23 protein-coding genes, 1 tRNA gene and 2 pseudogenes are annotated in these 24,902 nt (G+C 69.9%); 11 read left to right on the top strand and 15 right to left on the bottom strand.

The annotated features are described in order from the left end of the window. Window positions 1-13: 13 nt before the first annotated feature. Entirely contained in the window at window positions 14-817 is an 804-nt protein-coding gene (locus tag AC0VX6_RS26750; RefSeq protein ID WP_274975256.1) for an ABC transporter ATP-binding protein, read from the bottom strand. A gap of 505 nt (window positions 818-1,322) precedes the next feature. Next, complete coding sequence (locus tag AC0VX6_RS26745; RefSeq protein WP_475466666.1) at window positions 1,323-1,760, bottom strand: hypothetical protein; 438 nt, start codon at window positions 1,758-1,760, stop codon at window positions 1,323-1,325. A gap of 515 nt (window positions 1,761-2,275) precedes the next feature. Here AC0VX6_RS26745 and AC0VX6_RS26740 point away from each other — a divergent pair. Continuing rightward, entirely contained in the window at window positions 2,276-2,530 is a 255-nt protein-coding gene (locus AC0VX6_RS26740; protein WP_274975254.1) for a hypothetical protein, read from the top strand. 137 nt (window positions 2,531-2,667) lie between these two features. On the opposite strand, the gene AC0VX6_RS26735 is transcribed toward AC0VX6_RS26740, so the two are convergent. Both AC0VX6_RS26735 and AC0VX6_RS26730 read right to left on the bottom strand, forming a co-directional pair. After that, the gene (locus AC0VX6_RS26735) at window positions 2,668-3,834 is read right to left on the bottom strand and encodes an undecaprenyl-diphosphate phosphatase (RefSeq protein WP_475466664.1); all 1,167 of its coding nucleotides are present in this window, start codon (window positions 3,832-3,834) and stop codon (window positions 2,668-2,670) included. A gap of 650 nt (window positions 3,835-4,484) precedes the next feature. Continuing rightward, complete coding sequence (locus AC0VX6_RS26730) at window positions 4,485-4,904, bottom strand: arsenate reductase ArsC (RefSeq protein ID WP_274975252.1); 420 nt, start codon at window positions 4,902-4,904, stop codon at window positions 4,485-4,487. A 232-nt stretch (window positions 4,905-5,136) separates the two neighbouring features. Between AC0VX6_RS26730 and AC0VX6_RS26725 the strand changes: the two genes are divergently transcribed. The 3 genes and pseudogenes from AC0VX6_RS26725 to AC0VX6_RS26715 form a co-directional block, all read left to right on the top strand. Continuing rightward, window positions 5,137-5,421, top strand: a complete 285-nt coding sequence (locus AC0VX6_RS26725; protein WP_248774720.1) for an ArsR/SmtB family transcription factor — start codon at window positions 5,137-5,139, stop codon at window positions 5,419-5,421. Further along, on the top strand, window positions 5,421-6,503 hold the full coding sequence (gene arsB, locus AC0VX6_RS26720) for an ACR3 family arsenite efflux transporter (RefSeq protein ID WP_274975251.1): 1,083 nt from the start codon (window positions 5,421-5,423) through the stop codon (window positions 6,501-6,503). Before AC0VX6_RS26725 ends, arsB begins: the two co-directional genes overlap by 1 nt. Before the next feature lie 32 nt (window positions 6,504-6,535). Next, window positions 6,536-6,823, top strand: a pseudogene (locus AC0VX6_RS26715) (N-acetyltransferase family protein); the annotation flags it as partial. 120 nt (window positions 6,824-6,943) lie between these two features. On the opposite strand, the gene AC0VX6_RS26710 reads toward AC0VX6_RS26715, so the two are convergent. The 7 genes and pseudogenes from AC0VX6_RS26710 to AC0VX6_RS26680 form a co-directional block, all read right to left on the bottom strand. Beyond that, the gene (locus AC0VX6_RS26710) at window positions 6,944-8,506 is read right to left on the bottom strand and encodes a GMC family oxidoreductase (RefSeq protein WP_475466663.1); all 1,563 of its coding nucleotides are present in this window, start codon (window positions 8,504-8,506) and stop codon (window positions 6,944-6,946) included. Window positions 8,507-8,741: 235 nt separating this feature from the next. After that, complete coding sequence (locus AC0VX6_RS26705; protein WP_274975249.1) at window positions 8,742-9,650, bottom strand: polysaccharide lyase; 909 nt, start codon at window positions 9,648-9,650, stop codon at window positions 8,742-8,744. Window positions 9,651-10,338: 688 nt separating this feature from the next. Continuing rightward, window positions 10,339-12,426 carry a hypothetical protein gene (locus AC0VX6_RS26700; RefSeq protein WP_475466662.1) on the bottom strand — a complete coding sequence of 696 codons (2,088 nt, stop codon included), beginning with the start codon at window positions 12,424-12,426 and terminating at the stop codon, window positions 10,339-10,341. Window positions 12,427-12,803: 377 nt separating this feature from the next. After that, window positions 12,804-13,469 carry an ABC transporter ATP-binding protein gene (locus tag AC0VX6_RS26695; RefSeq protein WP_475466660.1) on the bottom strand — a complete coding sequence of 222 codons (666 nt, stop codon included), beginning with the start codon at window positions 13,467-13,469 and terminating at the stop codon, window positions 12,804-12,806. A 524-nt stretch (window positions 13,470-13,993) separates the two neighbouring features. Further along, window positions 13,994-14,066, bottom strand: a tRNA-Lys gene (locus AC0VX6_RS26690). Window positions 14,067-14,348: 282 nt separating this feature from the next. Next, window positions 14,349-14,575: pseudogene (locus AC0VX6_RS26685) on the bottom strand (site-specific integrase); the annotation flags it as partial. Window positions 14,576-14,748: 173 nt separating this feature from the next. Continuing rightward, window positions 14,749-15,531: an SDR family NAD(P)-dependent oxidoreductase gene (locus AC0VX6_RS26680; protein WP_475466659.1), complete on the bottom strand. Its 783-nt coding sequence runs from the start codon at window positions 15,529-15,531 to the stop codon at window positions 14,749-14,751. Between the two features lie 109 nt (window positions 15,532-15,640). On the opposite strand from AC0VX6_RS26680, the gene AC0VX6_RS26675 reads away from it, so the two are divergent. Continuing rightward, window positions 15,641-16,276, top strand: coding sequence for a TetR/AcrR family transcriptional regulator (locus tag AC0VX6_RS26675; protein WP_274975182.1), 636 nt, complete (start codon window positions 15,641-15,643; stop codon window positions 16,274-16,276). An 80-nt stretch (window positions 16,277-16,356) separates the two neighbouring features. Here the strand turns inward: AC0VX6_RS26675 and AC0VX6_RS26670 are convergent, their stop codons facing one another. Further along, a complete protein-coding gene (locus AC0VX6_RS26670; protein ID WP_274975181.1) occupies window positions 16,357-16,782 on the bottom strand; it encodes a Rid family hydrolase in 426 nt (141 codons plus the stop codon). A 149-nt stretch (window positions 16,783-16,931) separates the two neighbouring features. Between AC0VX6_RS26670 and AC0VX6_RS26665 the strand changes: the two genes are divergently transcribed. The 3 genes from AC0VX6_RS26665 (at window position 16,932) to AC0VX6_RS26655 (ending at window position 19,696) form a co-directional block, all read left to right on the top strand. Next, on the top strand, window positions 16,932-17,420 hold the full coding sequence (locus AC0VX6_RS26665) for a MarR family winged helix-turn-helix transcriptional regulator (RefSeq protein ID WP_274975180.1): 489 nt from the start codon (window positions 16,932-16,934) through the stop codon (window positions 17,418-17,420). A 154-nt stretch (window positions 17,421-17,574) separates the two neighbouring features. After that, window positions 17,575-18,141, top strand: coding sequence for an NADPH-dependent FMN reductase (locus tag AC0VX6_RS26660; RefSeq protein WP_274975179.1), 567 nt, complete (start codon window positions 17,575-17,577; stop codon window positions 18,139-18,141). 283 nt (window positions 18,142-18,424) lie between these two features. Then, window positions 18,425-19,696, top strand: a complete 1,272-nt coding sequence (locus tag AC0VX6_RS26655) for a pyroglutamyl peptidase (RefSeq protein WP_475466657.1) — start codon at window positions 18,425-18,427, stop codon at window positions 19,694-19,696. Window positions 19,697-19,922: 226 nt separating this feature from the next. Here AC0VX6_RS26655 and AC0VX6_RS26650 read toward each other — a convergent pair whose 3' ends face one another. Both AC0VX6_RS26650 and AC0VX6_RS26645 read right to left on the bottom strand, forming a co-directional pair. Beyond that, entirely contained in the window at window positions 19,923-20,795 is an 873-nt protein-coding gene (locus tag AC0VX6_RS26650) for an alpha/beta fold hydrolase (RefSeq protein WP_475466656.1), read from the bottom strand. Beyond that, on the bottom strand, window positions 20,792-21,286 hold the full coding sequence (locus AC0VX6_RS26645) for a GbsR/MarR family transcriptional regulator (protein WP_274975176.1): 495 nt from the start codon (window positions 21,284-21,286) through the stop codon (window positions 20,792-20,794). The genes AC0VX6_RS26650 and AC0VX6_RS26645 overlap by 4 nt, the downstream gene beginning before the upstream one ends. A gap of 277 nt (window positions 21,287-21,563) precedes the next feature. On the opposite strand from AC0VX6_RS26645, the gene AC0VX6_RS26640 reads away from it, so the two are divergent. The 3 genes from AC0VX6_RS26640 to AC0VX6_RS26630 all read left to right on the top strand — a co-directional run bounded on the left by AC0VX6_RS26640 (window position 21,564) and on the right by AC0VX6_RS26630 (window position 23,437). Then, window positions 21,564-21,950 (top strand): PPOX class F420-dependent oxidoreductase, encoded by a 387-nt coding sequence (locus AC0VX6_RS26640; protein WP_274975175.1) that lies wholly within the window; start codon window positions 21,564-21,566, stop codon window positions 21,948-21,950. Window positions 21,951-22,234: 284 nt separating this feature from the next. After that, window positions 22,235-22,849 carry a TetR/AcrR family transcriptional regulator gene (locus tag AC0VX6_RS26635; protein WP_475466654.1) on the top strand — a complete coding sequence of 205 codons (615 nt, stop codon included), beginning with the start codon at window positions 22,235-22,237 and terminating at the stop codon, window positions 22,847-22,849. A 327-nt stretch (window positions 22,850-23,176) separates the two neighbouring features. Beyond that, window positions 23,177-23,437, top strand: a complete 261-nt coding sequence (locus AC0VX6_RS26630) for a PspC domain-containing protein (protein WP_274975173.1) — start codon at window positions 23,177-23,179, stop codon at window positions 23,435-23,437. Window positions 23,438-23,574: 137 nt separating this feature from the next. Here AC0VX6_RS26630 and AC0VX6_RS26625 read toward each other — a convergent pair whose 3' ends face one another. After that, on the bottom strand, window positions 23,575-24,879 hold the full coding sequence (locus tag AC0VX6_RS26625; protein WP_274975172.1) for an MFS transporter: 1,305 nt from the start codon (window positions 24,877-24,879) through the stop codon (window positions 23,575-23,577). Between the last annotated feature and the right edge of the window lie 23 nt (window positions 24,880-24,902).

Below are 24,902 nucleotides of genomic sequence, written 5' to 3'. Positions count from 1 at the left end.
GTCTCTCCTCCTCTCACAGCGGAACGAGGTCGTCGGGGGCGGCTCCGGCCTCCCAGGCGGACTGGAGGGACGCGCGGACCCGGTCCTCCAGGGCGTGCATGTGCGGTCCGGTCACCACGGCCCTGTCGCGGGGGCGGGGCAGGTCGACGGGCAGCACCTCGTGCACCCGGCCGGGCCGGGCCGACATCACGACGATGCGGTCGGAGAGCGTGACGGCCTCGCGCACCGAGTGGGTGACGAACACGACCGTCGTGGACATGCGCTCCCACAGGTTCAGGAGCTGGAGCTGGAGCGCCTCGCGGGTGAACTCGTCCAGGGCGGAGAACGGCTCGTCCATCAGGAGCAGGTCGGGCCGCAGACCGAAGGCGCGGGCGATCGCCACGCGCTGCTGCATGCCGCCGGACAGCTCGTGGGGGTACTTGCGGGCGGAGTCGTCCAGGCCGACCATGCGCAGCAGCTGGTCCGGGTCCTCGCTGCCCCTGCCCGCCCGGCGGTTGACCCGCGAGGGCAGGGAGATGTTGCGCCGCACGTTCAACCACGGCAGCAGGGCGGGGGTCTGCGGGACCAGGCCCACGGCCTTGGCCTCGCACATGCGCTTGGGCGTGGAGCCGAAGACGGTGACGTCGCCGCTGTCGTGGCCCTCCAGCCCGGCGATCACCCGCAGCAGGGTGGACTTGCCGCAGCCGCTGGGGCCGATGAGGCTGACGAACTCGCCGCGGGGGATGTCCAGGTCGATGCGGTCGAGTGCGGGCCGGCGCGGGTCACCGCCCTCGTAGGTCTTGCTGAGTCCGCGTACTTCGATACGGTCGTCGCTCACGCGGCGTCCCGCCCTCGGTACGCGTGTTCGGTGCGCCGGACCGCGGGCCCGTGGCCCGTCTCCGGCCGTGCTGGACGTGCCATACCTTCTCCTCGGATTGTGTGATCGGATGATTGCACAACGTGTCCTGGCGGTGAATGGGTGCTGGAGGGGTGAAAACGGGCGCGCAGGTCACGGGGGTGTGGCGTCATCGACCGAGGAGGGGGCCGGGCGGCACGGAGCCGGAGCGGGGTGCGAAGCGCGGCGGGAGCGCCGCGGAGCGCGTGGTGGAGCCGCTGGGGGAGGCGGCGGTGTGCGGGCCTGCAGTGCTTGCTGTGACGGCAGTGCTTGTGATGACGACCGCATGGGGAAGGCCCATGGGACACCCTCCAGATGGCTGGCTTCGGGCATGCGTGCCCGAGGACCTTCGATGGAGAGCGGGTGGAAGCAAGCATGGCGACGGCCCGCGGGAGTCTTGACGTGTCAAACGTTAGGGATTGCTGATTAACGCGTTATGAAGTGTTGATCACATACTGATATCGAGTGCCCGAATCCTGAGACGGTCGTCAACGAGGGCGACCGCGATCCGGTGCGAGGCGAAGGCCACGGGCAGCCACGCGCCGCGCCCGAAGAGCTTGGCGAGGGGCTCGCCCAGCACCACGAGCGGACGTGCGTCCGGGAAGTGCTGGTCCCGCAGCCAGGCCAGCTTGAATGCGTCGGCGATGACCTTGTTGCGCTGGGCCGACTTCATCGGCCCGTGCAGGGGGGAGAACTGGGCGAGGACGGTCGGCTGACCGCCGTCGGCACAGTCGACCCCGACCCGGGTCCCGTCCGCGAGGGTGAACTCCCGGGGGGCGAGCTCGACCCCCAGGTACGCGGAGAGCGCCCTGGTGAGGTCGGGATTACCCTCCCGGGTCGATCGGATTATGTCCCCCGATGACGGACTTCTCGCTGAATGCCCCATAGCAAGGAAACTTTAGTGCACATGGGCCCCATTGGCATCGCGCCTGCCTCGGTGGGCCCCAGGTCGGAGTGAGTATCGACTCTGTGACCTGCGGTTTTGTGGGAAGCTCCCGTGTCGTGCTTCACACCGGTCTTTCCCGGATCGAACTCGTGACCGAAGTCCTGTTTCGGTAGGCCCTACCGGTGAGCCCGGCGTCCGCGCGCCGTCCCCGGGCAGTGCGGACCTGAACGTATCCCCTGGTCGAAGCGGGTTCCGGAGAGAAATGTCCCGGTAATTGCGCGGGAGAACGCGGTTCGACAACTCCAGTTCGCAGTGCGCGGGTCCGCACAGTGGACCGATGTCAGCCGTTGTTCACCCGAAGATGATATGCGCGGGACCGTGATTCGCGCGGTGCGCCGAGTTCCGGACCGGCCCTGGGGCCGCCCGGGGGCTGCGTGCGACCGCCGTGTTCACCGCGGCCGTCCCGGGGCAGGCGGGGACGACAGGAGTCGTACGAGGAGCACGAGGAGGCGGCGGTGGAGACCGTCCGTGCCGAGCACGTGGCTCGGCTGCTGAGTACGGAGGACGGCGACCCGGTGCTGGTCGTCCACGAGGGCCGGGCCGACGTCGCAGAGGAGACCGACCTCGACGAACCGCGCTATGCGGGGGCGCTGCGCGTGATCGGCCGCGCCGACCTGCTGTCGGAGCGCGGCGGCGCGCGGCCGGGTCCGGAGGAGACCGAGGCCCTCGCACGGCGGCTGGACACCGCGGTGCGGGGCCTCGGAGGCTGACGAAGGGGACCGGCGGACATCGCCGGTCCCCTGCTGTGCTGTGCCCCCGGGCGGGGGACCGCCGCGCCCCCGGGCGAGGGGCCCCGTCGCGGAGCCCTGCTTCGGTCGTGTGCCCGTGTCCGGTGGGGCGAAGCCCCCTAACCGGCCGCCTTGGGGTCGTAGGCCTCACCGGTCACCGGGTTGGTGGCCAGGCCGGTGACCGGGTCGTAGTCCACGTCCATGCCCAGGTCCGAGTCGTGGTAGAGCCCGGTCTCGGGGTTGCGGGGCAGGCCCACCTCGGGGTCGATCTCCCAGCCGGTGACCGGGTCGACGGTCGGCACGGCCGCCTCGGAGGGCGCCTCGGACGGCTCCGCGGACGTCTCGGAGGACGGGCCGGTCCCGGCGCCGGCCTCGGTGCCGGTCTCCGGTTCGGGCTCGGACTCCTCCCTCGGCGTCTCCTGCTCGCTGACGATCTCGCTCTGGGCGGGCTGCGCGCCCGCGCCACCCTGCGGGTCGAGTACGCCCCAGCTCACCAGCGCCAGGACGAGGATGCCCAGGCCGACGCGGTAGTAGACGAAGGGCATGAAGCTGTGCGTGGAGATGAAGCGCATCAGCCAGGCGATGACCACGAAGCCGACGACGCCCGCGATGAGCGTGCCCACGATGGTGGCGCCCCACCCGGCGTACTCGTTGTCACCGATGTCGGTCAGCTTGTACAGGCCCGAAGCGAAGACGGCGGGCAGCGCCAGCAGGAAGGCGTACTCGGCCGCGTCCGCGCGCTTGAAGCCGAGCAGCATCCCGCCGGTGACGGTGCCGCCCGACCGGGAGACGCCCGGGACGAGGGCGAGCGCCTGGAACAGGCCGAAGGTCACGCCCCGGGAGACGTTGAGGTCCTCCAGGGTGCGGTGCTTGCGCGAGTACCGGTCGACGATGCCGAGGATGACGCCGAAGATGATGAGGTTCAGCGCGATCAGGCGCAGGTCGCGGAAGACGCTGTCGATCTGGTCTTCCAGGAGCAGGCCCAGGACCCCGATGGGGATGGAGCCGAGGATGACGTACCAGCCCATGCGCGCGTTGATGTCGCTGCGCAGTTCGCGGTTGACCAGCGACCTGGTCCACGTGGACAGGATCGCCCAGACCCTCTGGCGGAAGTAGATCACCACGGCCAGCTCGGTGCCGATCTGGCTGACGGCGGTGAAGGCGGCGCCGGGGTCGGGCCAGCCGAAGAGAGCCGACACCACGCGCAGGTGTCCGCTGGAGGAGATCGGGAGGAACTCGGTCAGTCCCTGGACCAGGCCAAGGACGACTGCTTCGAAGAGGGACACGGCAGAGTCTGCTCCAGCTGCTTCGGTCGCCTTCCTCGGCGGGACGCGGCGACGGTGGACAGGGCACGGCGGGGGCGCGCTCGGGGAAAAGGGGGTGGCCCACGAAGCTTACTGAGGTCTTCGGGTCGGCGTGGCATCACCGGGTGCGGAAACGACGCCGTTGCGCCTCCACTTCCGGGCGGGTGCGAACACGCGTGCGGAGGGGGCGCGGGGCCGTCCGGTCGGCGGCCGCCGTGCGCACCGGAGGGGGGACCGCGCACGAGGTTGTCCGGCCCGCGGACGGTCCGGGCGGGTGTTCGGTGAGACCCGCTCCCTCCGCGGGAGACCACGGGTGGCGCAGGCGGGGACCTCTCCGGACGGGGCCGGGAAACGGTCAATCCTTTGCCTCCCGGACGGATCACCGTTGGGTGCCGTTCACGTGCGCGCCTTGTCGCGCGATGCCGGCGTGCCGCGGACCACCCGGAGGGGATGCCGGGGAGGGCGTCGGGGCCGCCCGGAGTGAGCACGTCCTATGGCGGCGCACCCGGGGGAGAGGGTTGCGGACCGCGGCGGCCGAGGAGTGCCGGAAGGCCCCTGGGGAGTGTTCCGCGGAGGCTTTCGAGGGTGGTGGAGGGCGACGGGCGGGACCGCAATGTTCCAAGGAACACGACCTAAGGCCGCGCACCCGGAAGGAGCTCGCCGACCAGTTCCTCGACGCGCTCCCTGATCTCGTCGCGGATGGGGCGGACGGAGGCCACGCCCCGACCGGCGGGGTCGGGCAGGGTCCAGTCCAGGTAGCGCTTGCCGGGGAAGACCGGGCAGGTGTCGCCGCAGCCCATGGTCACGCACACGTCGGAGGCCTCGACGGCCTCGGTGGTGAGGATCTTGGGCCGCTGGCCGGTGATGTCCACGCCGACCTCGGCCATGGCCTCGACCACGGCGGGGTTGAGCGCGTCGGCGGGCGCGGATCCGGCGGAGCGGACCTCCACGCGGTCCCCGGCCAGGTGGGACAGCCAGGCGGCGGCCATCTGGGAGCGGCCCGCGTTGTGGACGCACACGAACAGGACGGACGGCTTGTCGGGACTGGTCACGGTCACTCGTCTCCGCTTCGTCTCGGTGGTGGGCGGCCGCCGCCGGGGCGCGGACCGCGTGCGGCCGTGGGCGGTCCCGGTCCGGACGGGACGGGAAGGCGCCGGACCGGACGCGGATCGGGTTTCCCGAAAGAACCGAATTCCCGGGAAAAGGGCAGGGCGTCCGACGGATCGTCGGCGACGACTGCGGGGATAATATCAGCGCATGCTGATATCAGTCGACACTGACCTCATGAGGGCGCTGGGAGACCCGCTCCGGCTGCGGATCGTGACCCTGCTCGCCCGGGAGACCCTGTGCACGACGCACCTGGTCGAGGAGACCGGGGCGCGCCAGACCAACCTGTCCAACCACCTGCGGATCCTGCGCGAGGCGGGGGTGGTGGAGACCGAGCCCTGCGGCCGGTTCACCTACTACCGGCTGTGCCCGGACCGGATCGAGGACCTCTCCGGGGCCCTGTCCGGGCTCGCCGCCACCGCCCGCGCCAGCGGCGCCGCCGCGAACAGGAGGCCCTGCTGATGGCTTCGACCGACAGGACCACCAGTGGTACGGACGGATCCGTCGTCGCGAGACTGTCGTTCCTCGACCGGTTCCTCGCGGTGTGGATCCTGCTCGCCATGGCCGTCGGCCTGGGTCTGGGGCGCCTGGTCCCGGGGCTGAACGAACTTCTGGCCGCCATGGAGGTCGGCGGGATCTCCCTGCCCATCGCGCTCGGCCTGCTGGTCATGATGTACCCGGTGCTGGCGAAGGTCCGCTACGACCGGCTGGACACCGTCACCCGCGACACCCGGCTGCTGGTCTCCTCCCTGGTGATCAACTGGCTCATCGGCCCCGCGGTGATGTTCGCGCTGGCCTGGGTCTTCCTGGCCGACCTGCCCGAGTACCGCACCGGCCTGATCATCGTCGGCCTGGCGCGCTGCATCGCGATGGTCATCATCTGGAACGACCTGGCCTGCGGTAACCGCGAGGCCGCCGCCGTGCTGGTCGCGCTGAACTCGGTTTTCCAGGTACTGGTCTTCGGCCTGCTGGGCTGGTTCTACCTGGACCTGCTGCCCGGGTGGCTGGGCCTGGACACCGGCGGCCTGGACGCCTCCCCCTGGCTCATCGCGCTCAACGTGGTGATCTTCCTCGGCATCCCGCTGGCGGCGGGGTTCCTCACCCGTCGGATCGGCGAGCGGCGGATGGGCCGCGAGCGCTACGAGTCGGCCTTCCTGCCCCGGATCGGCCCGTGGGCGCTGTACGGCCTGCTGTTCACCATCGTGCTGCTGTTCGCCCTCCAGGGGGACCGGATCACCAGCCAACCGCTGGACGTGGCCCGTATCGCGGTGCCGCTGCTGGTCTACTTCGCCCTCATGTGGTTCGGTACCTTCGCCTTCGGCAAGGCGGTCGGGATGGACTACGACCGCACCGCGACGCTGGCCTTCACGGCGGCGGGCAACAACTTCGAGCTGGCCATCGCGGTGGCCATCGCCACGTTCGGGGTGACCTCGGGGCAGGCCCTGGCCGGGGTGGTGGGCCCGCTGATCGAGGTGCCGGTGCTGGTGGGCCTGGTGTACGTGTCCCTGGCCTGGCGCAGGCGGTTCGCCCCGGAGCGGAGGTAGGGGGTCTACCGCGCCGCGGGCCCCCGCTCGGCCTCGGGCGCGGACCCGCAGCAGCCGCCGTCGGCCGCGGCCTCCGGTTCGTCGAACAGGCCCGCGCCGCCGGACTGTGGACGCTCCAGACCTCGGTCTTCCCCGAGAGCCGCGCCAGCCTGGCCCTGCACCACCAGGCGGGCTACCGCACCGTGGGCGTGCGCGAGCGCGTCGCCCGCCACCACGGGGTCTGGCGCGACACCGTCCTGCTGGAGCGGCGGCGCCCGGAGGAGGGAACCGGGTCCGGCGATGCTCCCCGTGCCGACGCTCCGGGCCGCCCGCCCGCCTGACCCCGGCGGCGCGGAGAGGCCCGCCGGGGAGACGGCGTCACCGCGACCCGCGCGAGGTGCTTCGGACGCGGCGGCGCGGGCGGCGCGGGCGGCCGGGCGGCCGGGCGGCCGTGCGACCCCTCAGCCGAGGCGGTCGGCCATGAGTTCGCCGACCATGATCGCGGCGAGGTTGGTGTTGGCACGGGGCACGGAGGGGAAGACCGACGCGTCGACCACGCGCAGGCCCTCCACTCCCAGCACGCGGCACGCGGAGTCGACCACGGTGCTGGCGTCCCCGGGAGAGCCCATGCGGCACGTACTGGTGCCGTGCTGCGCGTCGCCCACGGTCGCCAGAAGGTGGGCGTCGAGCGCGCGGTCGTCGTCGAGCGCCGCGAACAGCTCCCGGTTCGCCTCCTCCAGCGACCCCTTCGTGACGGCGGCTGTCTCGGGACAGCTGGCCAGGTCCACCAGCTCCCGTACGCCCCGGCGCAGCCGGGAGAGGTCGCGCTCGTCGGACAGCATCCGCTGCCGCACCAGCGGCTGCTCCGAGGGGTCGGCCGAGGCCAGCGTCAGCACCCCGCGGGAGTGGTTCCGGTTGAGCCACACGCCGTAGGCGCCCGCGACGGCGTCGGTGGAGGCGGACGCCATGGCCAGCACGTTCTGGTTCATGGCGATGAACATCATGTCGTTGACCGGGGCGTCGGCGCCGCTGGTCCAGCGGACGCAGACGTTGGTGTGCCGGTCGTGCGGGGACTTCACGGACGCCTCCCCGGTCAGCGGGAGCGCCAGCATCGCCATCGGGTGGTCCTGCATGCCCAGCCCCACGGGAAGGTCTTGGAGCACGTCGACGCCGAGGGAGCGCAGGTGGTCGGCCGGGCCCACACCCGAGCGCATCAGGATCGCGGGGGAGTGGATGACGCCCGCGCTGAGCACCACCGTGTCGGCGTGCTCGGTCACCGCGCCGCCCCCGGTGACGTAACGGACCCCCACGGCCCGGTCACCGTCGAAGACGACCCGGTCCACCAGCGCGTCCCCGCGGACGGTGAGGTTGTCCAGCTTCCGGGCCCCCTCCAGGTAGGCGTCGTTGACCGACACCCGGCGCCCGTCGCGCGAGTTGATCGGATAGGGCGAGACCCCCGTCGCGCCCGGGGCGTTGACGTCGGGGGCCCACGCGAACCCGGCGGCCAGAGCGGAGTCGCACAGCGCGGCGTCGACCGCCCCCCACCGCTCCCGCGGAGTCCGGTGGATCGGAGTCGGGCCGCCGCGCCCGTGGTGGGGCTCGTCGCCGAACTCCTCGTCGTCCTCCAGCCGGGCGAAGTAGGGCAGGACGTCCTCCGGAGACCAGCCCGGGCAGCCGAGGGCGGCCCAGTCCTCGAAGTCCGCCATCGGGGGCCGGATCGCGATCTGGCCGTTGACCGAGGAACTGCCGCCGACGCCCCGGCCCCGCCAGTACGGCGCCCGCTCCTGGCTGTCGGTGCGCGAGGAGTCCAGGCCCGTCCAGAGCATCCCCTCCAGGGCCGCGGGGTCCATCAGGGCGACGGCCGGGCTCGGTGAGCGCCACGCCTCGTGCATCTGCGCCGAACGGTAGTCCGGTCCGGCCTCTAACAGGAGGACCCGCCCGCCCTTCTCGGCGGTGCGGACCGCGAGCGCCGCGCCCGCCGATCCCGCACCCACCACGATGACGTCCCAGCCGTCGCCCGTCATGTCTCGCCTTCCGCCGTAGTGTGACCTGCCGCAGGCGTGTACCGCCGCAGCCGCTTCGGGCGGGCATTCTTCCCAAATTAAGTCAAGGCTGAACTTTCATGTGGAAAGGAACACCGGGGGCTCGTGTGTCTCCGACAGCCGAAGACGGCGGCCCCGAGGCCCGGTGCGCGCGGTTGTGGGGTGCGGCCCGTGCCGAAAGGGGTCCGTTTGTTTTCCCGTACGCACCACGGGCCGGTCAGAGACAGCCGTCGAGTTCGCAGATGTCCGAGGGGTCGGTGGACACCTTGATGTCGTCGTACCAGATGTAGCTGTCGTGACGTGGCGCGAACTCTGTGGTGGCGCCGCCAGCGAAGCTGTTGAAGTAGGCCCTGTCGACCTGGTCGCCGTTGGTGACGAAGCGCAATCCGGTCACCTCACCCGCGGGCTCCCCGTTGAAGAAGACCTCGATCTCTCCGTCGTGGTTCGCCCGGCCGTTGTTCACGGAGTTGACCTTGACCCGCTGGACAACGTTCACCCACTCGCCTCTGGGCCACCTGAGGACCGAGCCGTTCTGCTCCAGCTCGACGTAGTCGCCGTAGGTGTCCTCCTTGTCCATGTGGTAGTAGTACAGCGCGGCGTCGCCGGTCGCGCGGTGCCAGATGAAGCGGGAGCTGAACCCGTTCGTCCCGTCGCAGGTCATCCCGCCGGAGCAGGACCCTCCGCCGGCGAGTCCGATGCCGACCTTGCCCGAGTACAGGGTGTCGCCCCAGCTGAAGTCCTCGTCGAACCTGAGCCACATTGACAGGTAGTACTCGGGCGCGCTGTCCAGTTCGAAGGGCGCCTGGGCGCCGGACTCCTCGGGGCCGATCTTCCCTTCGGGATAGAGCACCCGCAGCGACTGGTCGCCGCTGTGCGCCGGTGCGGTGTCGTCGATCACGGTCCGGTCGCCCATGCCGAGCGACCAGGGCGCGTCCCACCCGTCCCGGGCCCACTCGTCGAGCGTGTAGCCGCTCCCTGCGGTGGGACCCTCGAAGCCGTTCTCCTTGTAGGAAGCGGCCGGAGCCACTTCCACGGGAGCCGCGTAGGCGGCCTGGGGGTACAACGCGGCGGGTGCCAGCAGCGCGATGGTGGCGGCTGTGCTCAGCAGTGACTTCTTCGTTCTCATGGGGGTTTTCTTCGCTCCTTGCCGGTGGGGGTGGTGTTCGACGGTGCGTGAAGCCACTTCGGCACCGCGGCCGTCCACGGCCGGTCGGTCAGTTCGAGCCCGGGGGGACGCGATGCGTGGCGGCCGTCCACGGCCGGTCGGGTCGGATGGGGGCAGAGGCCGATGACCTGCAACAGTTTCCTCGGTCGAGTCGAGGCCGTCGGCGATGCACCCACACCGCCACCCGAAGAGCGTAACCACAGGCACACCTTCAGTTCCTGTCCGGGCTGGCAGCACCGTCGCACGGGCGGGGTTCAACGGTGTGCACTGAACCCTGCAGGGCGCCGTCGCGGCGGGTGCGGTGTGGACGACCTGTTCGGTGGCGGCTCCGCTGCCGCCACGCGCCTCCGCGGGCACGGGCGCGGAGGCGCGCGCGATGAGCGACCTCGGTTCCACCGGGACGTACCAGCCATCCAGAGCCCCTGTGGCTGCGGTGGAGTTGGCTCCGGCGATGGCTGGGACCGTGCTCCGAGCCGTGTCGCGGGCCTCTAGCTCAATTGGCAGAGCAACGGACTTTTAATAAGCGTGATCACACCGCTTGCCCGCGACAAACCCGCAGGTCAGGACGGGTGCACTTCACAAATCGGGCGCCCATTCCACCTGGGTTTCGCTCCATGTGCGCTCTTCAGCCTCGCCCGTGCCTCCACCTCTATGCGGCAGCCGAGGACTCACGAACGATACGGCGGTGGAAGAGCGCCAGCACCGCCACCATCAGCCCCAAGCTCGTCACGGAGATCCCCGACGCCATGAAGGGCTCCACGACCACGGCTCGCATGGCGGTGTCACTCGGAACCGCCGCCGACGAGGCATCGAAGAACGCCAGATTCCCCATCGTGTTCCACACAGCCCACCCGACGAAGAAGACAGCGAGTACTACTTCCAAAGTCACCAGCGACCGGTGCGTGGTCAGGAAACGCCAACCGTGGAGGTGTCGGGCCAGGACCAGTTGGCCGTGTGCCCGGGCGTGCACGACGCACACGGTGATTCCGGTGACGAGGAGGACGCAGAGCGCGGCGATGAGGGTCGCTGCTTCCATGCGGACCTGGGCGGAGACCTCCCGGTATTCATCGGCGGCGGCCAGCACCACCGGTTGGACGCTGTCGACGTAGGCGGACAGTTCCTGTTCCTCCACGACCTCGAGGGCACCCTTCCGGTCGAGGGGGAGGGCCGCGCCCACGGTGGCGTAGGAGTGGTAGTGGACGAAGGGGTGCAGGGCCGCGGAGCCGTTGGGTACGGCGACGATCACGGGATCCCGGGCGAAGGGCACGTCGTTCTGGGTTCCCAGGGGTGTGGCGCCGTAGGTGAACAACTGTTGCCCGGCCTGGCTGGGTGCCGTATCCACCCGGGTACGCGGGGGCACGCCGTCGTTCGTCTCCCAGGACTCACGCAGCCACAGTCCGACCTCCTCCTGGAGAACGGCCGTCAGGTCGGCGTGGGTCTCGGGGACCAGTACACGCACCTCATCGCTGCCGGTGGAGGGGCCGTACGGTCTCCCCTCGGGATCCAGGACGGGATGCCGTCGCAGGTACGTGTCGTTGACGACGATCAGGGCCAGGTCCTCGGGCACGGCCGTTGTACGCAGGATGGAACCGCTCCCACCGGGAGCCGCGAGGAGAAGCCGCCCCTGCTCGTCCAGAGCACGGAGCGACTCACCGAACGCCTGTGTCGTCTCCTGCCCCTGCAATTCGTCCGCCGACTGGGAGAAGTGGAACCGGGAGATGTCACCGGCCTCGGTGAAGGCTTCGTGGGCTTGGCGCTGGCCTTGGAGAACCTGAAGGCTAAGGGCCAGGCTCGCCATCAGACCGAGGACGAGGACCAGGGCTGGAACGCGGACGGCGTAGGTGGAGACAGTGGCCAGCCGCACGGCCAGCCGGCCCTTGAGGGCAGGAAGGACGTCGGTGGCGTGCACCAGAGCCAGCGCGGCGACGTGTGCGACGACCCCTGCGGCGCTGAACGCCGAGAGGTAGAACAGGGCCACTTCCAGGAGCAGCCCCCAACGCGGCAGCGCTCCGTGGACGTAGAGGAGCGCCGTCATGAGCATCGCGGTGATCACAGCGACAGCCGACCAGTACGGTGCCAGCTGCCTCAGGTCACGCAGAAGGATTCGGGACGGCGACATGCCGTGCAAGCGCAGGACGGCGTAGGAGCGGGCGTTGAGCAGCACGCTGGTGGCGATACCGATCACTCCGCACAGGAGGGCGACGGTGAAGGCGTCGAACAGGGCGGCGTCCCGGACGATCTCGAACCACTCGACCGTCTGGTACTCCGGAGCGACGTAACCGTCCAGCCCGTACACGGACATGGCGTCGAGGAAGGCCGTCGCGCTGCCTTCCTCGCCGAAGAGGTGGTAGGTGCCGCGCGGATCCAGTTCAGCTGCCTCGTTCCACGGGTGGACCTCGGTCCGATGGTCCAAGGAGAGGCCGGGATAGCCTTCGTCGAGCCAGGAAGCGCCGGGCTGTTCGGGGTTCCCCACGGCTATGTGGAGATGGCGTAGACCTCCTGGATCGCGCACATCGGCGGTTTCCAGGGCGATATTCACCCTGTGTTCCTCGGCGAAGGACACGATCGCCTCCGAGACACCGTTCTGCTCGGCGGCCGTGTTGCCGCCCTGCACCTGCACGAGCGTCGCCTCGGGGTCCGGCGTGGCTTCCAAAAGCTCTCTGGCGACCAGGAACGACAGGAGTGCGGAGAGCAGGAGAAAGGCCGTGTGTGCGAAAGCGATACCGCGGATCGGCATGGGTTTCTTCTAGGGGGAGGAGGGTGATGGTGTGAGCGGGATGAGTCAGGCCGATGAGTTCATCCGATAATGATCGGATTCTCGGTGGGAACGGGTGGACAATTGTTCTCATGGCCGCCCGGGTCGAGGGGATCATCGTAGCCCAACCGGAAGGTGCCTGATGCTCGCCTGCAAGATCGCTTCTGAATCTGTGCTGGTTACCCTCAGGGCTGATTGGCGCCATGATCCGTTGACTGCGGTGCCAGGTATCCCCGACCCAGCGGAAACATAACGCTGGATCGGAAATAATGACAGTGGGAGCGAACGAGACGTCCTCCTCTGCAAACCTCCGGAGGTTTCTTCATTGAACACCGAATGCTGCGGACCGATTGGGCTTATTAGTCAAAGGCGGGCGCGGAGCTCATTTCCCGAGTATCCACCGAGAAAGTTTCGTCACAGCTGTCTCTGACCCAGTCATCGTGTGTGGCAACCACTACCGCGCACCCTTGGTCGCTCATTTCTCGAAGCACGTTGATCACCATACGGGTGTTGGCTTCATCCAAAGCTCCGGTCGGCTCGTCAGCAAGCACGATGGCCGGTCGCTTGACCATGAGACGAGCTAGTGCCACTCGCTGCTGTTCACCTCCGCTGAGGTGGTGAACTTTCTCTTTGGAGCGCCCGGCCAGGCCTACGTGCTCCAATACTTCTCGGTAGTCGATGCGTCGGCGCAGGGCCAACCGAGATCCTGCATTTTTGGCTATGTCGAGATTTGCTGCCACCGTTGCATTCTCGACCAGAGCATAATTCTGGAAAAGATATCCGAGGGTGTCGCGCCGGAACCGACGCCTTCCGGAGGCGCTCAGTCTAGTAAGGTCTTTTTCTTTGAATACGATGCGGCCTGTGTCGACTGTCTCGAGCAGTCCTATGCAGTTAAGGAGTGTAGATTTTCCTGCGCCGCTGGGTCCCACGAAAGCTGTCATCTGCCCAGAAGGGATCGTGAGGTCCAAATCTGACCACAGGGTCCGCCTGCCGAAATATTTACTGAGCCTTTCAACGTAAATCATGTATTAATGCCCTCCTCTTGTTATCACTGCTCAGGGCTCCGAAGCGCCCTCTCGAACGATCCTTCGGTGAAAGAAAACCAGCGCTGAGACTACCAGGGCGAACCCCAGGGCAGAGGTCGATGCCACGATCGCCGGTTCGGCGGAGACGGCCTCAGTAGTCGTGTTCATCGAAGGGGCACTCATGAGATCTCTGATCGCAGCCAAAGTTTCCAGTGGGCGGACCGCAGCCCATCCGGTGAAAGCCAAGGATGGAAGGAGTTCGATAGTGATGATCGACCGATGAGCTGCCAGGAATGTCCAACCACGCATGAGACGGTTCTGGTACGTCCACAGCGTTGGGGTGGAGGGGAGAACGCGTAACCGTAGAGCGTTGAGACGTGGAAAGAACACCCCGGTGTTGAGTGGGTCTCCTAGGGGGACGTTGTTGCGATGGTTCTGCGGTTGGCAGAAACCATGCCGATCAGCTATGCCTCAGAGTGGAACACGGCTTAAATGGGTCTTCGGTTGTCCGAAGGTAGTGAGGGTAGGCCCCCAGGGGCTCGAACCCTGAACCCACGGATTAAAAGTCCGTTGCTCTGCCAATTGAGCTAGAGGCCCGCGACACGGCTCGGAGCATGGTCCTGGCCGTCGCCGGAGCCAACTCTACCGTAGCCATACGGGCTCTCGGTGGCTGGTACACCCCACCAGGACCCGAGGCTGCCCACCGCTTGCACGTACCCGCACCCTGCCTGGGGAGGCGTAGTAGCGGCAGTGGAGCCACCACCGAGCACACCAACAACACCTCGCTTCGACGGCACCTCTTCGATTCGGCGCACAGCGAGGCCCCCGCTCGGGCGATGGTGCCGCTGGTCCGAGCGGGGGCCGGTGGTGTGCTGATGGCTATGCCCTGCTGGTGGCGGGTTTGAGCATGGCTGCGGTGGCCTCTGTGGCGGCCTTGGCTACGTCGGGGAACACAGTCGGGTGGGTGTCCTGGGTGAAGTTCGTGGTGGCGTGGCCGAACTCAGCCGAGACCACCTTGACGTCCGCCCCAACGGCCAGGCTCATCGACGCGGCCCGTGGCGCAGCCCGTGCAGGCTGATCGGCGGCAAGCCCGCCGCTCGCGCGATGTGTCTCGTACCGAGTGTGATGGAGGCTCTGGCATGTACAGGGTCTTGCGGAGCCGTGTTCCCGGGTTCTCGGGCCCCGGTGCTCGGCTGTCTCTTCCGGAACTCCGCGGGTGTCGGACAGCCGAGTGGTGACGGTGAGGCGGCGGGGACGTGCAGGGCGGCTGGCGACCCGGTCAGGCTGCCGTCGTATCGGGTTGCAGGGCGGGGCCGAGCAGGAGCCCGCCGTCCGCGACGAACTCCGAGCCCGTGACGAACGAGGCGTCGGCCGAGGTGAGGTGGAGGAGGAGAGCGGTGATGTCGGCCGGGGTCCCCGTTCGGGGGACGGCGTACGGCTCGGGCGAGTAGAAGTCGGCGATGGGCGGCTGCCCGGCGATCGGTTCGTTGATCAACGGGGTGGAGATGACGCCGGGGTGGATGGAGTTGACCCGGATGCCGTCACGACCCAGCTCCAGCGCGGCGGTCCTGGTGAGCCCGCGCAACGCCCACTTGCTGGCGACGTACGGCGCGTAGAGCGAGGTCCCGGCGTGGGCCATCGTGGAGGCGATGTTGACGATCACTCCGCCGCCGTTGCGGCGCAGTGACGGGGCCACGGTCTTGATGCCGAGGAACGTGCCGGTGAGGTTGACGTCGAGTACGCGGTCCCAGACCCGCCGTTCGGTTGCCTCGATCGGCGCCGCGGGGTTCTGGACGCCGGCGTTGTTGACCAGAACCGCGATCGGACCGAACCGGCGTTCGGTCTCGGTGACCGCAGCCGACCAGGCGTCCTCGTCGGTGACGTCCAGGCGGACGAACAGTGCCCGCTCGCCGAGTTCGGCGGCGAGCTCCTTGCCAGGCCCTTCGGAGAGCGCGGCGATGACGACGTTCGCCCCCTCCCGGTGGTAGGCGCGAACGTGGCTGGCCCCCTGCCCGCCGGTACCACCGGTGACGAGAACGGTCTGCTTGTCGAAGCGTCCCATGACGCGGTCCTTCCTGCGCAATGATGGTGAGTCGAGTGACTCGCCTCGCCAAAGCTACGCGCATGGTAGGTAGTGAGTCAAGTGACTCGCCTCGCGTAGAGTGGTGCCCATGACGACGGAGACCTCGCCCTACCACCGGCGCGTCGCCGAGCAGAAGCGGGCGGCCATCATCAAGGCCGCCACCCGCCTGTTCCTCGACGCCGGGTACGCCGGCACCTCGCTGGCCAAGGTCGCCGAGGCGGCCGGGGTGTCGAAGGCGACTCTGTTCAAGCAGTTCCCGACCAAGGCGGCGCTGTTCGACGCGATGGTGGCGGAGTCCTGGGCGGTTGGGGACGACGGCGACCTCCGCCCGCCGACGGGCGACCTGCGGGCGGGCCTGACGGCGCTCGGCCGCCGGTACGTCACCCTCCTCACCCGGCCCGGAATGGCGGCCCTCTTCCGCATCGTCATCGCCGAACTGCCGCGCTTCCCCGAGTTGGGCGAGGCCCACTTCCAACGCGGCAAGATGCCCTACTTCGACTCGGTGCGCCGCTATCTCGACGCCGAGAACGCCCTGGGAACGGCCAGGCTGGACGACACGGAACTGGCGGCGACCCAGTTCCTCGGCATGATCTCCAACTACGTCCTCTGGCCCCGGATGCTGCTCGTCGACTGGTCCCCCGACGACGCGTCGACGGCACGCGTCGTGGATGAGGCCGTACTGATGATGGAGGCCAGATACGGCGCGGCGAACACCGCCGACTGAAAAGGGCTGTCGCCGGGGCCGGGGTCCTGACCGACGACCCCCGTCCTCCCGAGGGCATGGCCGCTGTGCGCGGCGGCGGTTCAGTTCCCGGAGCCGACGATGGCGGTGACGCGGATCTCCACGCGCATCGCGGCGAGGCCCAGGACGGTGACGCCGGTCTCGGTCCAGATCGGCGCACGGCCGCCGAGGCGGCTGCGGAACTGCTCGGCCATGACCCTGTTGTGGTCGTCGCCGATGACGTCGTCTCCCGGCGCGACCTTGTGGTACGAGTTGACGTGGATGACGTCCTTCCAGGTCGCGCCGACCGTGGCGAGGGTGCGCTCCACGTTGTCGAAGGCCCGGACGATCTCCTCCTCCAGTGAGTCGGGGACGGCCAGGTCGTCGTCCACTCCGGCCTGACCGGAGATCTCGACCCGGTCGCCGACGCGGACGGCCCCGCTGTAGCCGAGGGCCGCGTGCAGCTTCTCGCCGTAGCCCGGAGCGATGCCGAAGGTGACGGTGCTCATGATGCTCCCTCTTCCGTTTCGGAGGGGTGGATTACCCCCTTGATGACTTCAAGCGTAAAGTGAAAGTAGCAAGCAATGACTTCAAGCGTCAAGTGATGGCGGGATTCGCCGGAAGGGCGGGATGCTCCATGAGCGGCACGGAAGGGCCCATGAGCGGCACGGAAGGGCACGGGGACGACGAGGAGCCGCGATGGCTCGACGAGCAGGAGAAGGCGGCGTGGACGGGCCTGGTCTCCCTCGTCCTGCTGCTGCCTGGCAAGCTGGAGTCACCGCTGCGGCAGGAGAACGGCCTCAGCCTGTTCGAGTACCTCGTGCTCAGCCACCTCTCCGAGGCCCCGGGGCGCAGGCTGCGGATGGGGGAGCTGGCCTTCCTCGCCAGCGGTTCGCTCTCCCGGCTGTCCAACGTCGTCAAACGCTGTGAACAGCGCGGCTGGGCCGTGCGGACGCCCGACCCGGACGACGGCCGCTACACCCTCGCCGAACTCACCGACGTCGGTTTCGACCTCGTGCGCTCGGCGGCTCCCACGCATCTGCGCTCCGTGCGCCGCACCGTCCTCGACCCGCTCAGCACGACCGACCTGAAGGCCCTCGCCCGCATCGCGGAAAAACTCGGCATCGTCCCCGACGGCCTCGGCTGACAGCGGTTCCGTCCCGTCCCGTGCCACGAACCGGGACAGTCGGGCCCGGGCGGGGTAGGGCCGGGGCCCCGATCCGCCGTTTCCGGCGGCTTCCACGAACACGCCGGAGCCTCGGGAGGTACTGTGCTGACGACTTCGGAACGGGGGAGCGGCCATGTGGGCGGTACTGGGTATCTGCGGCAGTCTGCGCAGGAACTCCCACAACGCCGCACTGCTGCGCCTGGCGGGCCGCAGCAACCCCGGCGTCTCCGTGGTCGGCGGTGACCTGGCCGGACGCCTCCCCCTGTTCAACCCCGACCTCGACAACGACGAGGACCTGCCGGAGGTCGTCACGAGGTTCCGGGCCTGCGCCGACCGGGCCGAAGGCGTGATCATCGCCACCCCCGAATACGCGCACGGCCCCTCCGGAGCCACCAAGAACGCCATGGACTGGCTGATCGGCTCCGGAGGGCTCACCGGCAAGCCGACCCTCCTCATGAGCGCGTCACCGGGGCAGGCGGGCGGTATGCGCGGCCACCTCGCGCTGATTCCCACGCTGACCCTGATGGGGAGCGTCCTGGTCGACTCGGTCACGGTCTCCGGGGCTCCCGCACGGGTGGACTCCCGTGGCGAGTTCCGCGATCCGGCGGTGCTGGAGCGGGTCCGGCTGGCCATGGACGAGATGGCCACCGCGCTGTCCTACTCACGTCGGAAGAAGGCGACGGACCTGCTCCTGGAGTAGCCCGGCTCCTTCGCGGGCGCGGTGGGCATCGGACCGCCGACACGCTCCCCGCCGGGCCCGCCCCGCCGACCGGAGGCGTGGACACGGGGCTGTCCCGGTCGCCCGGGCCGGCGCCCCGCACGTGCCCCGACCCGGACACGAACGCAGCGGGCGAGACCGACCGCTCCTGTTCGAGGCACGGGGATGGCGTGGCTCATGGGAAAGGTGTGACTTCTGGCAAACGGGGAACCTCCTACTTCCCCCCCTCTTTGTCGAACACATCGAACAACGGAGTGAAGTTAGCGTGCGCATCCACCAGGCCATCCCCCGCATCGCGGCGTCGGCGCTCATCGCCGCCCCCGTCCTCGCCCTGGGCGCCCCGGCCCAGGCCGAGCAGGCGACCGGCTGCCTCGGCCGGGACGGCGCCACCGTCGAGGAGGCGCGGGTCACCGAGGAGGTTCCGCAGGAGATCCTGCGCAGATCCGGGTTCGTCATGAACGTGGACCGCTTCACGCGGGAGCTGTGCGCGGCGTCCGGAACGGACGAGGCGAGCGCGGTCGTCGAACGCCACGGCGACGCGCTCTGGCGCGAGGCGGTGGACCGGGTCCAGGGGAACGGGAAGGTCGGGGGGAGCCTGAGCGCCGGGGACGACCGGCCGGTCTACTGGGCCCGGCTCGCCATGACCTCGGCCCTCAACCGCTGGCAGCCGGACTTCGAGCTGAGCGACGCCGACCGCGCCGGGCTCGTGGCCGACATGGACCGCCGCTCCCGCGGCCACGACGACACCGGTTTCGCCGAGGTCCCCGGGGAACCCGAGGCCCTCCACGTCGTCGTGACCGGGTTCGACCCGTTCCGCCTCGACAACGACATCCGCCAGGCCAACCCCTCCGGCGCGGCCGCCTTCGCCCTGGACGGGGCGGTGATCGAGACCGACGCCGGCGTCGCGGTCGTCGAGACCATGCTCTTCCCGGTGCGCTGGCGCGACTTCACCGACGGCATGGTCGAGGAGGCCCTCCTGCCGCACTACACCGGCGACCGCCCGGCTGACGCGGTCATCACCGTCAGCCAGGGCCGACCGGGCCAGTTCGACCTGGAGGCCCACAACGGCGCCTGGCGCGGCGGCGCCGCGGACAACGAGTCGGTCGGCACGGCGGAGATGGCGCCCGTCCCGGACGGCGTCCCCACCGTCACACCGCAGCCGCAGTGGTCGGACTCCTCCCTGGACCACCCCGCGATCGTCGAGGAGACCACCGGCGCGCCGTTCCCCGTGGTCGACAACACCACGGTGACCGAGATCCCCGAGGGCGGGACCGAGCCGGTGGTGAGCGAGGACGGGCCCACCACGGGCTCCGAGGCGCGGGCCGGAGGCGGGGGCGACTACCTCTCCAACGAGATCGCCTACCGCAACACCCTGCTGCGCGACGCGACCGGTCTGGACATCCCCGCCGGTCACGTGCACACCCCAATCCTGGACTTCGGTCCCGGCGACGGCGTCAGCGACCCCGAGTTCGAGCGCGACCGCGCGGCGATCGTCGGCCAGGTGAAGGACATCGTCGCGGCCGCCCTCCGCGGTTGACGTCCCCGGGGGCGGGCCCGGCCGGGCCCGCCCCCGCCACCGCGTCGTCCGTCGAGGCCCCGGAGGTCCCGTAGCCGGACACGGCGTTCCGCCGGGACCCCTGAGGCCCCGGCGGGGCCCGGTGGCGGCGCGGGCGCTCCGGGCGTCCGCGCCGCCGCTCCGGGGCCGGGAGCACGCGGGCCAGCGGGCGTCCCGCGCGGAACGCGCCTTGACGCAGCCGGTCCGGTCAGGCCCCCGCCCCGGTGAGGAAGTCGCGCACCAGCGCGTTGACCCGCTCGGGGGACTGCCGGTTGACCCAGTGGCCGTGGCCCTCCAGCACCTCCAGGCGGGACCGGGGAACCCGCTGAGCGGCGGCCACGGTGTGCCGGGGGCGCACGCCGACGTCCTCTCCCCCCTGGACGAACAGGGTCGGGCAACGGATCTCGCCCAGGCGGGGTCGCAGGTCCACGTTCATCCGCCACGGGCCGATGGATGCGTTCTGCCAGTCGGAGGAGCCCGCGCCGTTGGCCCGTACCTCGGGCATGATCTCCTCCACGATGTCGTCGAAGTCGTCGACCGGGCCCGCGAACAGGCTGGTGCGCGCGAACCGGGCCACCCCCTCGCGGCTGCGGAACAGCCACGTGGGCAGCGTGTGGTTGAGCAGGCGGCTCCTGGCCGTCAGCCACAGCAGCTGGTGCACCAGGGGAGGGAACGAGATGATCCCGGCCGGAGCCAGGGCGACGAGCCGGTCCATCCGGTCGGGGTGGTCGATGGCGTAGGCCAGGGCGATCGCCCCGCCCTGCGACAGGCCCACCAGTGAGGCCCGTTCGACCTCGAAGCGGTCCAGGACGGCGGTGACGCACTCCAGCATCCGGGTGTGGTCGGCCGTGCCGTTCCAGGGCCTGCTGTGCCCCTGCTTGGGCCAGTCCAGGGCGAGGACCCTGTGGCCGGCGGCCAGGGCCGGGATCATGTGGCGCCAGCTCAGCAGGGCGTTGTCCAGGCCCGCCCCGCTCAGCAGCAGGACCGTGCTCGTGCCCCGCCCCGCCGTGATGACGCTGAGGGTGCCCTCGGGCCGCTCGACGCGGACGCGGGGGAAGGGGTCCGACGGCGGAGAGCTCATGGGCGCCGACCGCTCCCGTCGCGTTCGCTCCGCCACCGCGAGAAGAGCGAGGGCAGTTCGGTCTCCAGGAACCCGTAGAGCTCGTGGACGCTGGCCAGGCGTTCGCGGCGCTCCTCCGGGGCATCCCGGAGCATGCCGAGCCCGCGCTCGGTGACCTCGCGGAAAGCGGCCGTCCGGGCGTACCGGCGCTCCAGCATCCGGCTCCAGCCGTCCGAGGCGACCCGGAAGTACTCCTGGCGCTGTCCGCGCTTGCGCACCCCCTCGACCAGGCCGCTGGGAGTGAGCAGGCGCGTGGCGCTGCTGATGGAGCTGCGGCTGACCTGGAGGGTCCGCGCGAGCTGGGCCGCGCTCTGTTCCGGTGGATCGCAGATCAGCAGCCAGCCGACGACCCTCCCGGCGATCAGGGGGAGGCCCTCGCGCTCGAAGAACACGGCGATCTCGTCGACGAAGGCCAGTTCTTCCTCGGGGGGTTCGCTCGGGGATTCGCTCATGCGACGAGATTACAGTCATTGCAGTAATTACTGCAATGACAGGATTCCACGGGGGAGGCACATGACCGCGGCAGCCCGCGATCCTCGCGGGGAAGCGCGGGAGCGGCCGGGGCCGGGGGGCTCCCCAGGGGTCTCGGGCCGTCGGGGCACAGGTCGGTCCTCGGCTTCCCGGCCGTTCTCCGATACGGTCCGTCCGTCTCGGGCGCGTCGCCGCGTCCGCCGCGGGACGTGTTGGTGTACTCAAGGCCATCGGCGTCAACCGACGACAAGGAGTGACATGGCGTTCTCGGAGAAGCAGCAGGCGGTCCTGCGCAAACCGGCCTTCGGACACGTGGCCACACTCGGCCCGGACGGCTCCCCCCAGTCCAGTCCCGTGTGGATCGACTGGGACGGGGAGTTCCTCAGGTTCAGCCAGACCACGACGCGGCAGAAGCTCCAGAACCTCAGGCGCGACGGCCGGATCTCGGTCTCGGCCACCGACCCCGACGACCCCTACATGTACGTGGAGGTCCGCGGCGTGGTCGACCGGGTGGACGAGGACCGGGACAAGGCCTTCATCAACCAGATGGCGCAGAAGTACCTCGGGACCCCCTACCCGTGGGACAACCCCGACGAGGAGCGTGTCATCGTCTGCGTCCGGCCGGAGCGCTTCGTCGGACGCTAGGCAGTGTTTTTTTGGGCCTCCGCTCCGCTTCGTCCCACCCGTCGCCCACCACCACCCTCAACCGACGCCTACGGCGCAGTTCCCCCATGGGAACCCGCCTCCGGCCCCTCCAGAACCCCGTGGGCGCCCGAACCAACCCCCCACAAGCCGAGGCCGGCTCAAAAAACAGAACCCAGGGCACGGGCGGGGCCGTGCCCTCCGGCGCGCGTGGTCGCCGTTCCGGGGGATACTTGTGGGAAACTTTGCATGGACTGCAAGGATCGACCTTGTACGGGAGAGGACCATTGGGGCTTCGCGAACGCAAGAAGCAGGCCACGCGCCGTGCCCTCCAGGACGCGGCCGTCCGCCTCACGCTGGAGCGCGGCCTGGAGAACGTGACCGTCGAGGAGATCGCGGCCAAGGCCGACGTCTCCACCCGGACGTTCTTCAACTACTTCGCCACCAAGGAGGACGCCCTCCTGGGCGAGGTCCCGCGGTGCCCCGACGAGGACATGCGCAGGCAGTTCGCGGAGGGCGGCCCCACCGGTGACTTCGTCGAGGACCTCATCACCATGCTGATCGCGTTCCTGGTCAGCACCGACGACCTCGACACCCAGCGCGACGACATGCGCCTGCGCAAACAGCTCATGGACCGCGAGCCCCAGCTCGTCCCCAGGATGCTCGCCCGCTTCCACACCGTGGAGATGGAACTCGCCGCCACCATCGCCGAGCGGACCGGCGTCCCCGCCGAGGACGACCGCTCGGTCGTGGTCGCGGCGGCGGCCATGGCGGTGATGCGCCACACCATGAGGCGTCTGCGCTTCTCGGAGAACGAGGAGGCGTCGGACGTCCGCGCCAGCCTGCGCACCGACTTCCGCTTCCTGGGCGAGGTCTACGGGAGGCCCGGGACCGCCGACTGACCGAGGCCTCCGTCCGAACCCTCGCGCGGGCCCTGTGTCGCCGGGTCCCGTGTCCGGACCCCGCGACCGGACCCCGCGACCGAATCCCGGGGCCGGACCCCGACCCGGCCGCCGGGCCCGTCGCCTCCGGCGGCACAGTCCGCGCGTGCCGGTGTGCTCCACGCCTCAGGGCACTGACGGAACGCCGTGCGCTCCGGCCCGCGTCCAACCCCTGCGGGGCGCGTCGGCACCCCGTGCCCGGCCCCTCCGGGGGCTCGGGGGGATGTCAGGGGCCGCCCAGGGCTGTCCCGGATGGGAATCGTCGTCAGGAGCGGGCAGGGTGGAGACATGAACCAGAACTTCCAGAGCAAGCGCTTCCGACGCAGTGGGAGCGACCGCTACCTCGCCGGCGTCTGCGGGGGGATCGCCGAGTTCCTCAACGTCGACTCCACGCTGGTCCGCCTGATCTTCGTGGTCCTGACGCTCCTCGGGTTCAGCGGCGTCTTCGTCTACATCCTGGCCTGGCTGATCATGCCGGCCGAGAACGAGAAGCGCTCCTTGCTGGAGCAGATCATCCGCAACTTCCAGGGAAAGCCGAGCCAGAGCTGATGTGGACCCTCAGAGCACAACCCGGCTGGAAACGACGCGAGCTGCGCACCCCGCGGGAGGAGCGCGAGGTCGAGCAGACCCGCGAAGCCCCCGCGGAGCGCGGCGAGGAGCGCTAGGGACACGGTGCGCCGGGAGTCCTAGGCGCCTTCCCCGGTCGCGTTCATCCGGTCGATGGTCTCACCGGCCATCCGCGACCACGGCAGGGCCAGGAGCAGCGCGCAGACCACGCCGAGGGCACCGGCCGCGGCGATGACGACACCGGTGCCGAACTGCTCGGCGAAGAACCCGGCGACCAGGATGCCCACGCCCTGCGCGGCCTGGAGCCCGGCCGCGACCAGCCCGAAGGCCAGACCGCGGCCCTCCTTGGGCACGCACAGCACGAACGCCGCGTTGGCCACGAACTGGTAGGAGCCCGCGACGCCGCAGAGCGCGAGGGCGGACACCATCAGCCACAGCGGCGGTTCGGTCAGCCACAGCAGCAGCGGCGCCGAGGCCAGTACGGCCAGTGGGCCGAGCAGGCGCATGCGGACGGGCGGCGGGACGAACCGGGTCAGGACGAACCCGCCGACGAACCCGCCGATCGCCGAGCCCGCCATGATGAACCCGGCCGCCGCCGCTCCGGCGCCGATCTCCTCGGCCATCGGGTTGGCGAGCCCGTAGGGGATGCCGTACAGGCCGGCGAGCCAGGCGAGCAGGGCCAGGGTGCGCAGCCTGCGGTCGGCGAAGACCAGCTTGGCCCCGTCGCGGGTCATCGCGACGAACCCCGGGCGGTCCGACCGCTCCCCGCGGGGAGCCGGACGCGCGGCCACACCCAGCAGCACGACGAGTGCGGACAGCACGAAGAGGACGCCGGTCGACATCACGGCGATGTTGGGGCCGATGGCGGCGACGATCAGGCCGCCGGCGACCAGTCCGGCGAGCATGCCCAGCTGTGAGGTGAGCTGGATGATGGCCGTGCTGGCGACGTAGCGTTCGCCCTGGACGATCTCGGCCATCATCGCGGCGCGGGCCGCGGCGAAGGGGACCGACGGCACCACCGAGCAGAAGAGCAGTATCCAGACGGCCCAGATCGGCATGCCGGGGATGCCGATGAGCACGATCACGGCCGCGCGCGCGAGGTCGCAGGCGATCATGACGCGGCGGCGCGGCAGGAGGTCGGCGAGTCCGGAGATGAGCGGGCTGATGACCGGGGGCAGGAAGGTCAGGGCCAGGGTGACGCCCGCGGCCAGCGCGGAGCCGGTGATCTGGAAGACGAGCACGCTGGTGGCGATGTTCAGCAGGTTCGTGCCGATCACCGAGAGCGCGTGGGCGAGCCAGACGGACCGGAACTCGGCGATCGCCATGACGTCGCGGTAGCTGCTCCGCCAGTCGTCGTTGTCGGGGGCGCTCGAAGACTCGTGGTCCCCGTTGTCAGGTGTGTTGTCGAGGCGCGGATTGGCCACCCGGCACTCCCTTACTGTTACAG

The sequence above is a fragment of the Nocardiopsis sp. iso_25 genome, assembly GCF_056173305.1.
This window is presented reverse-complemented; position numbering and strand designations above follow the sequence as displayed.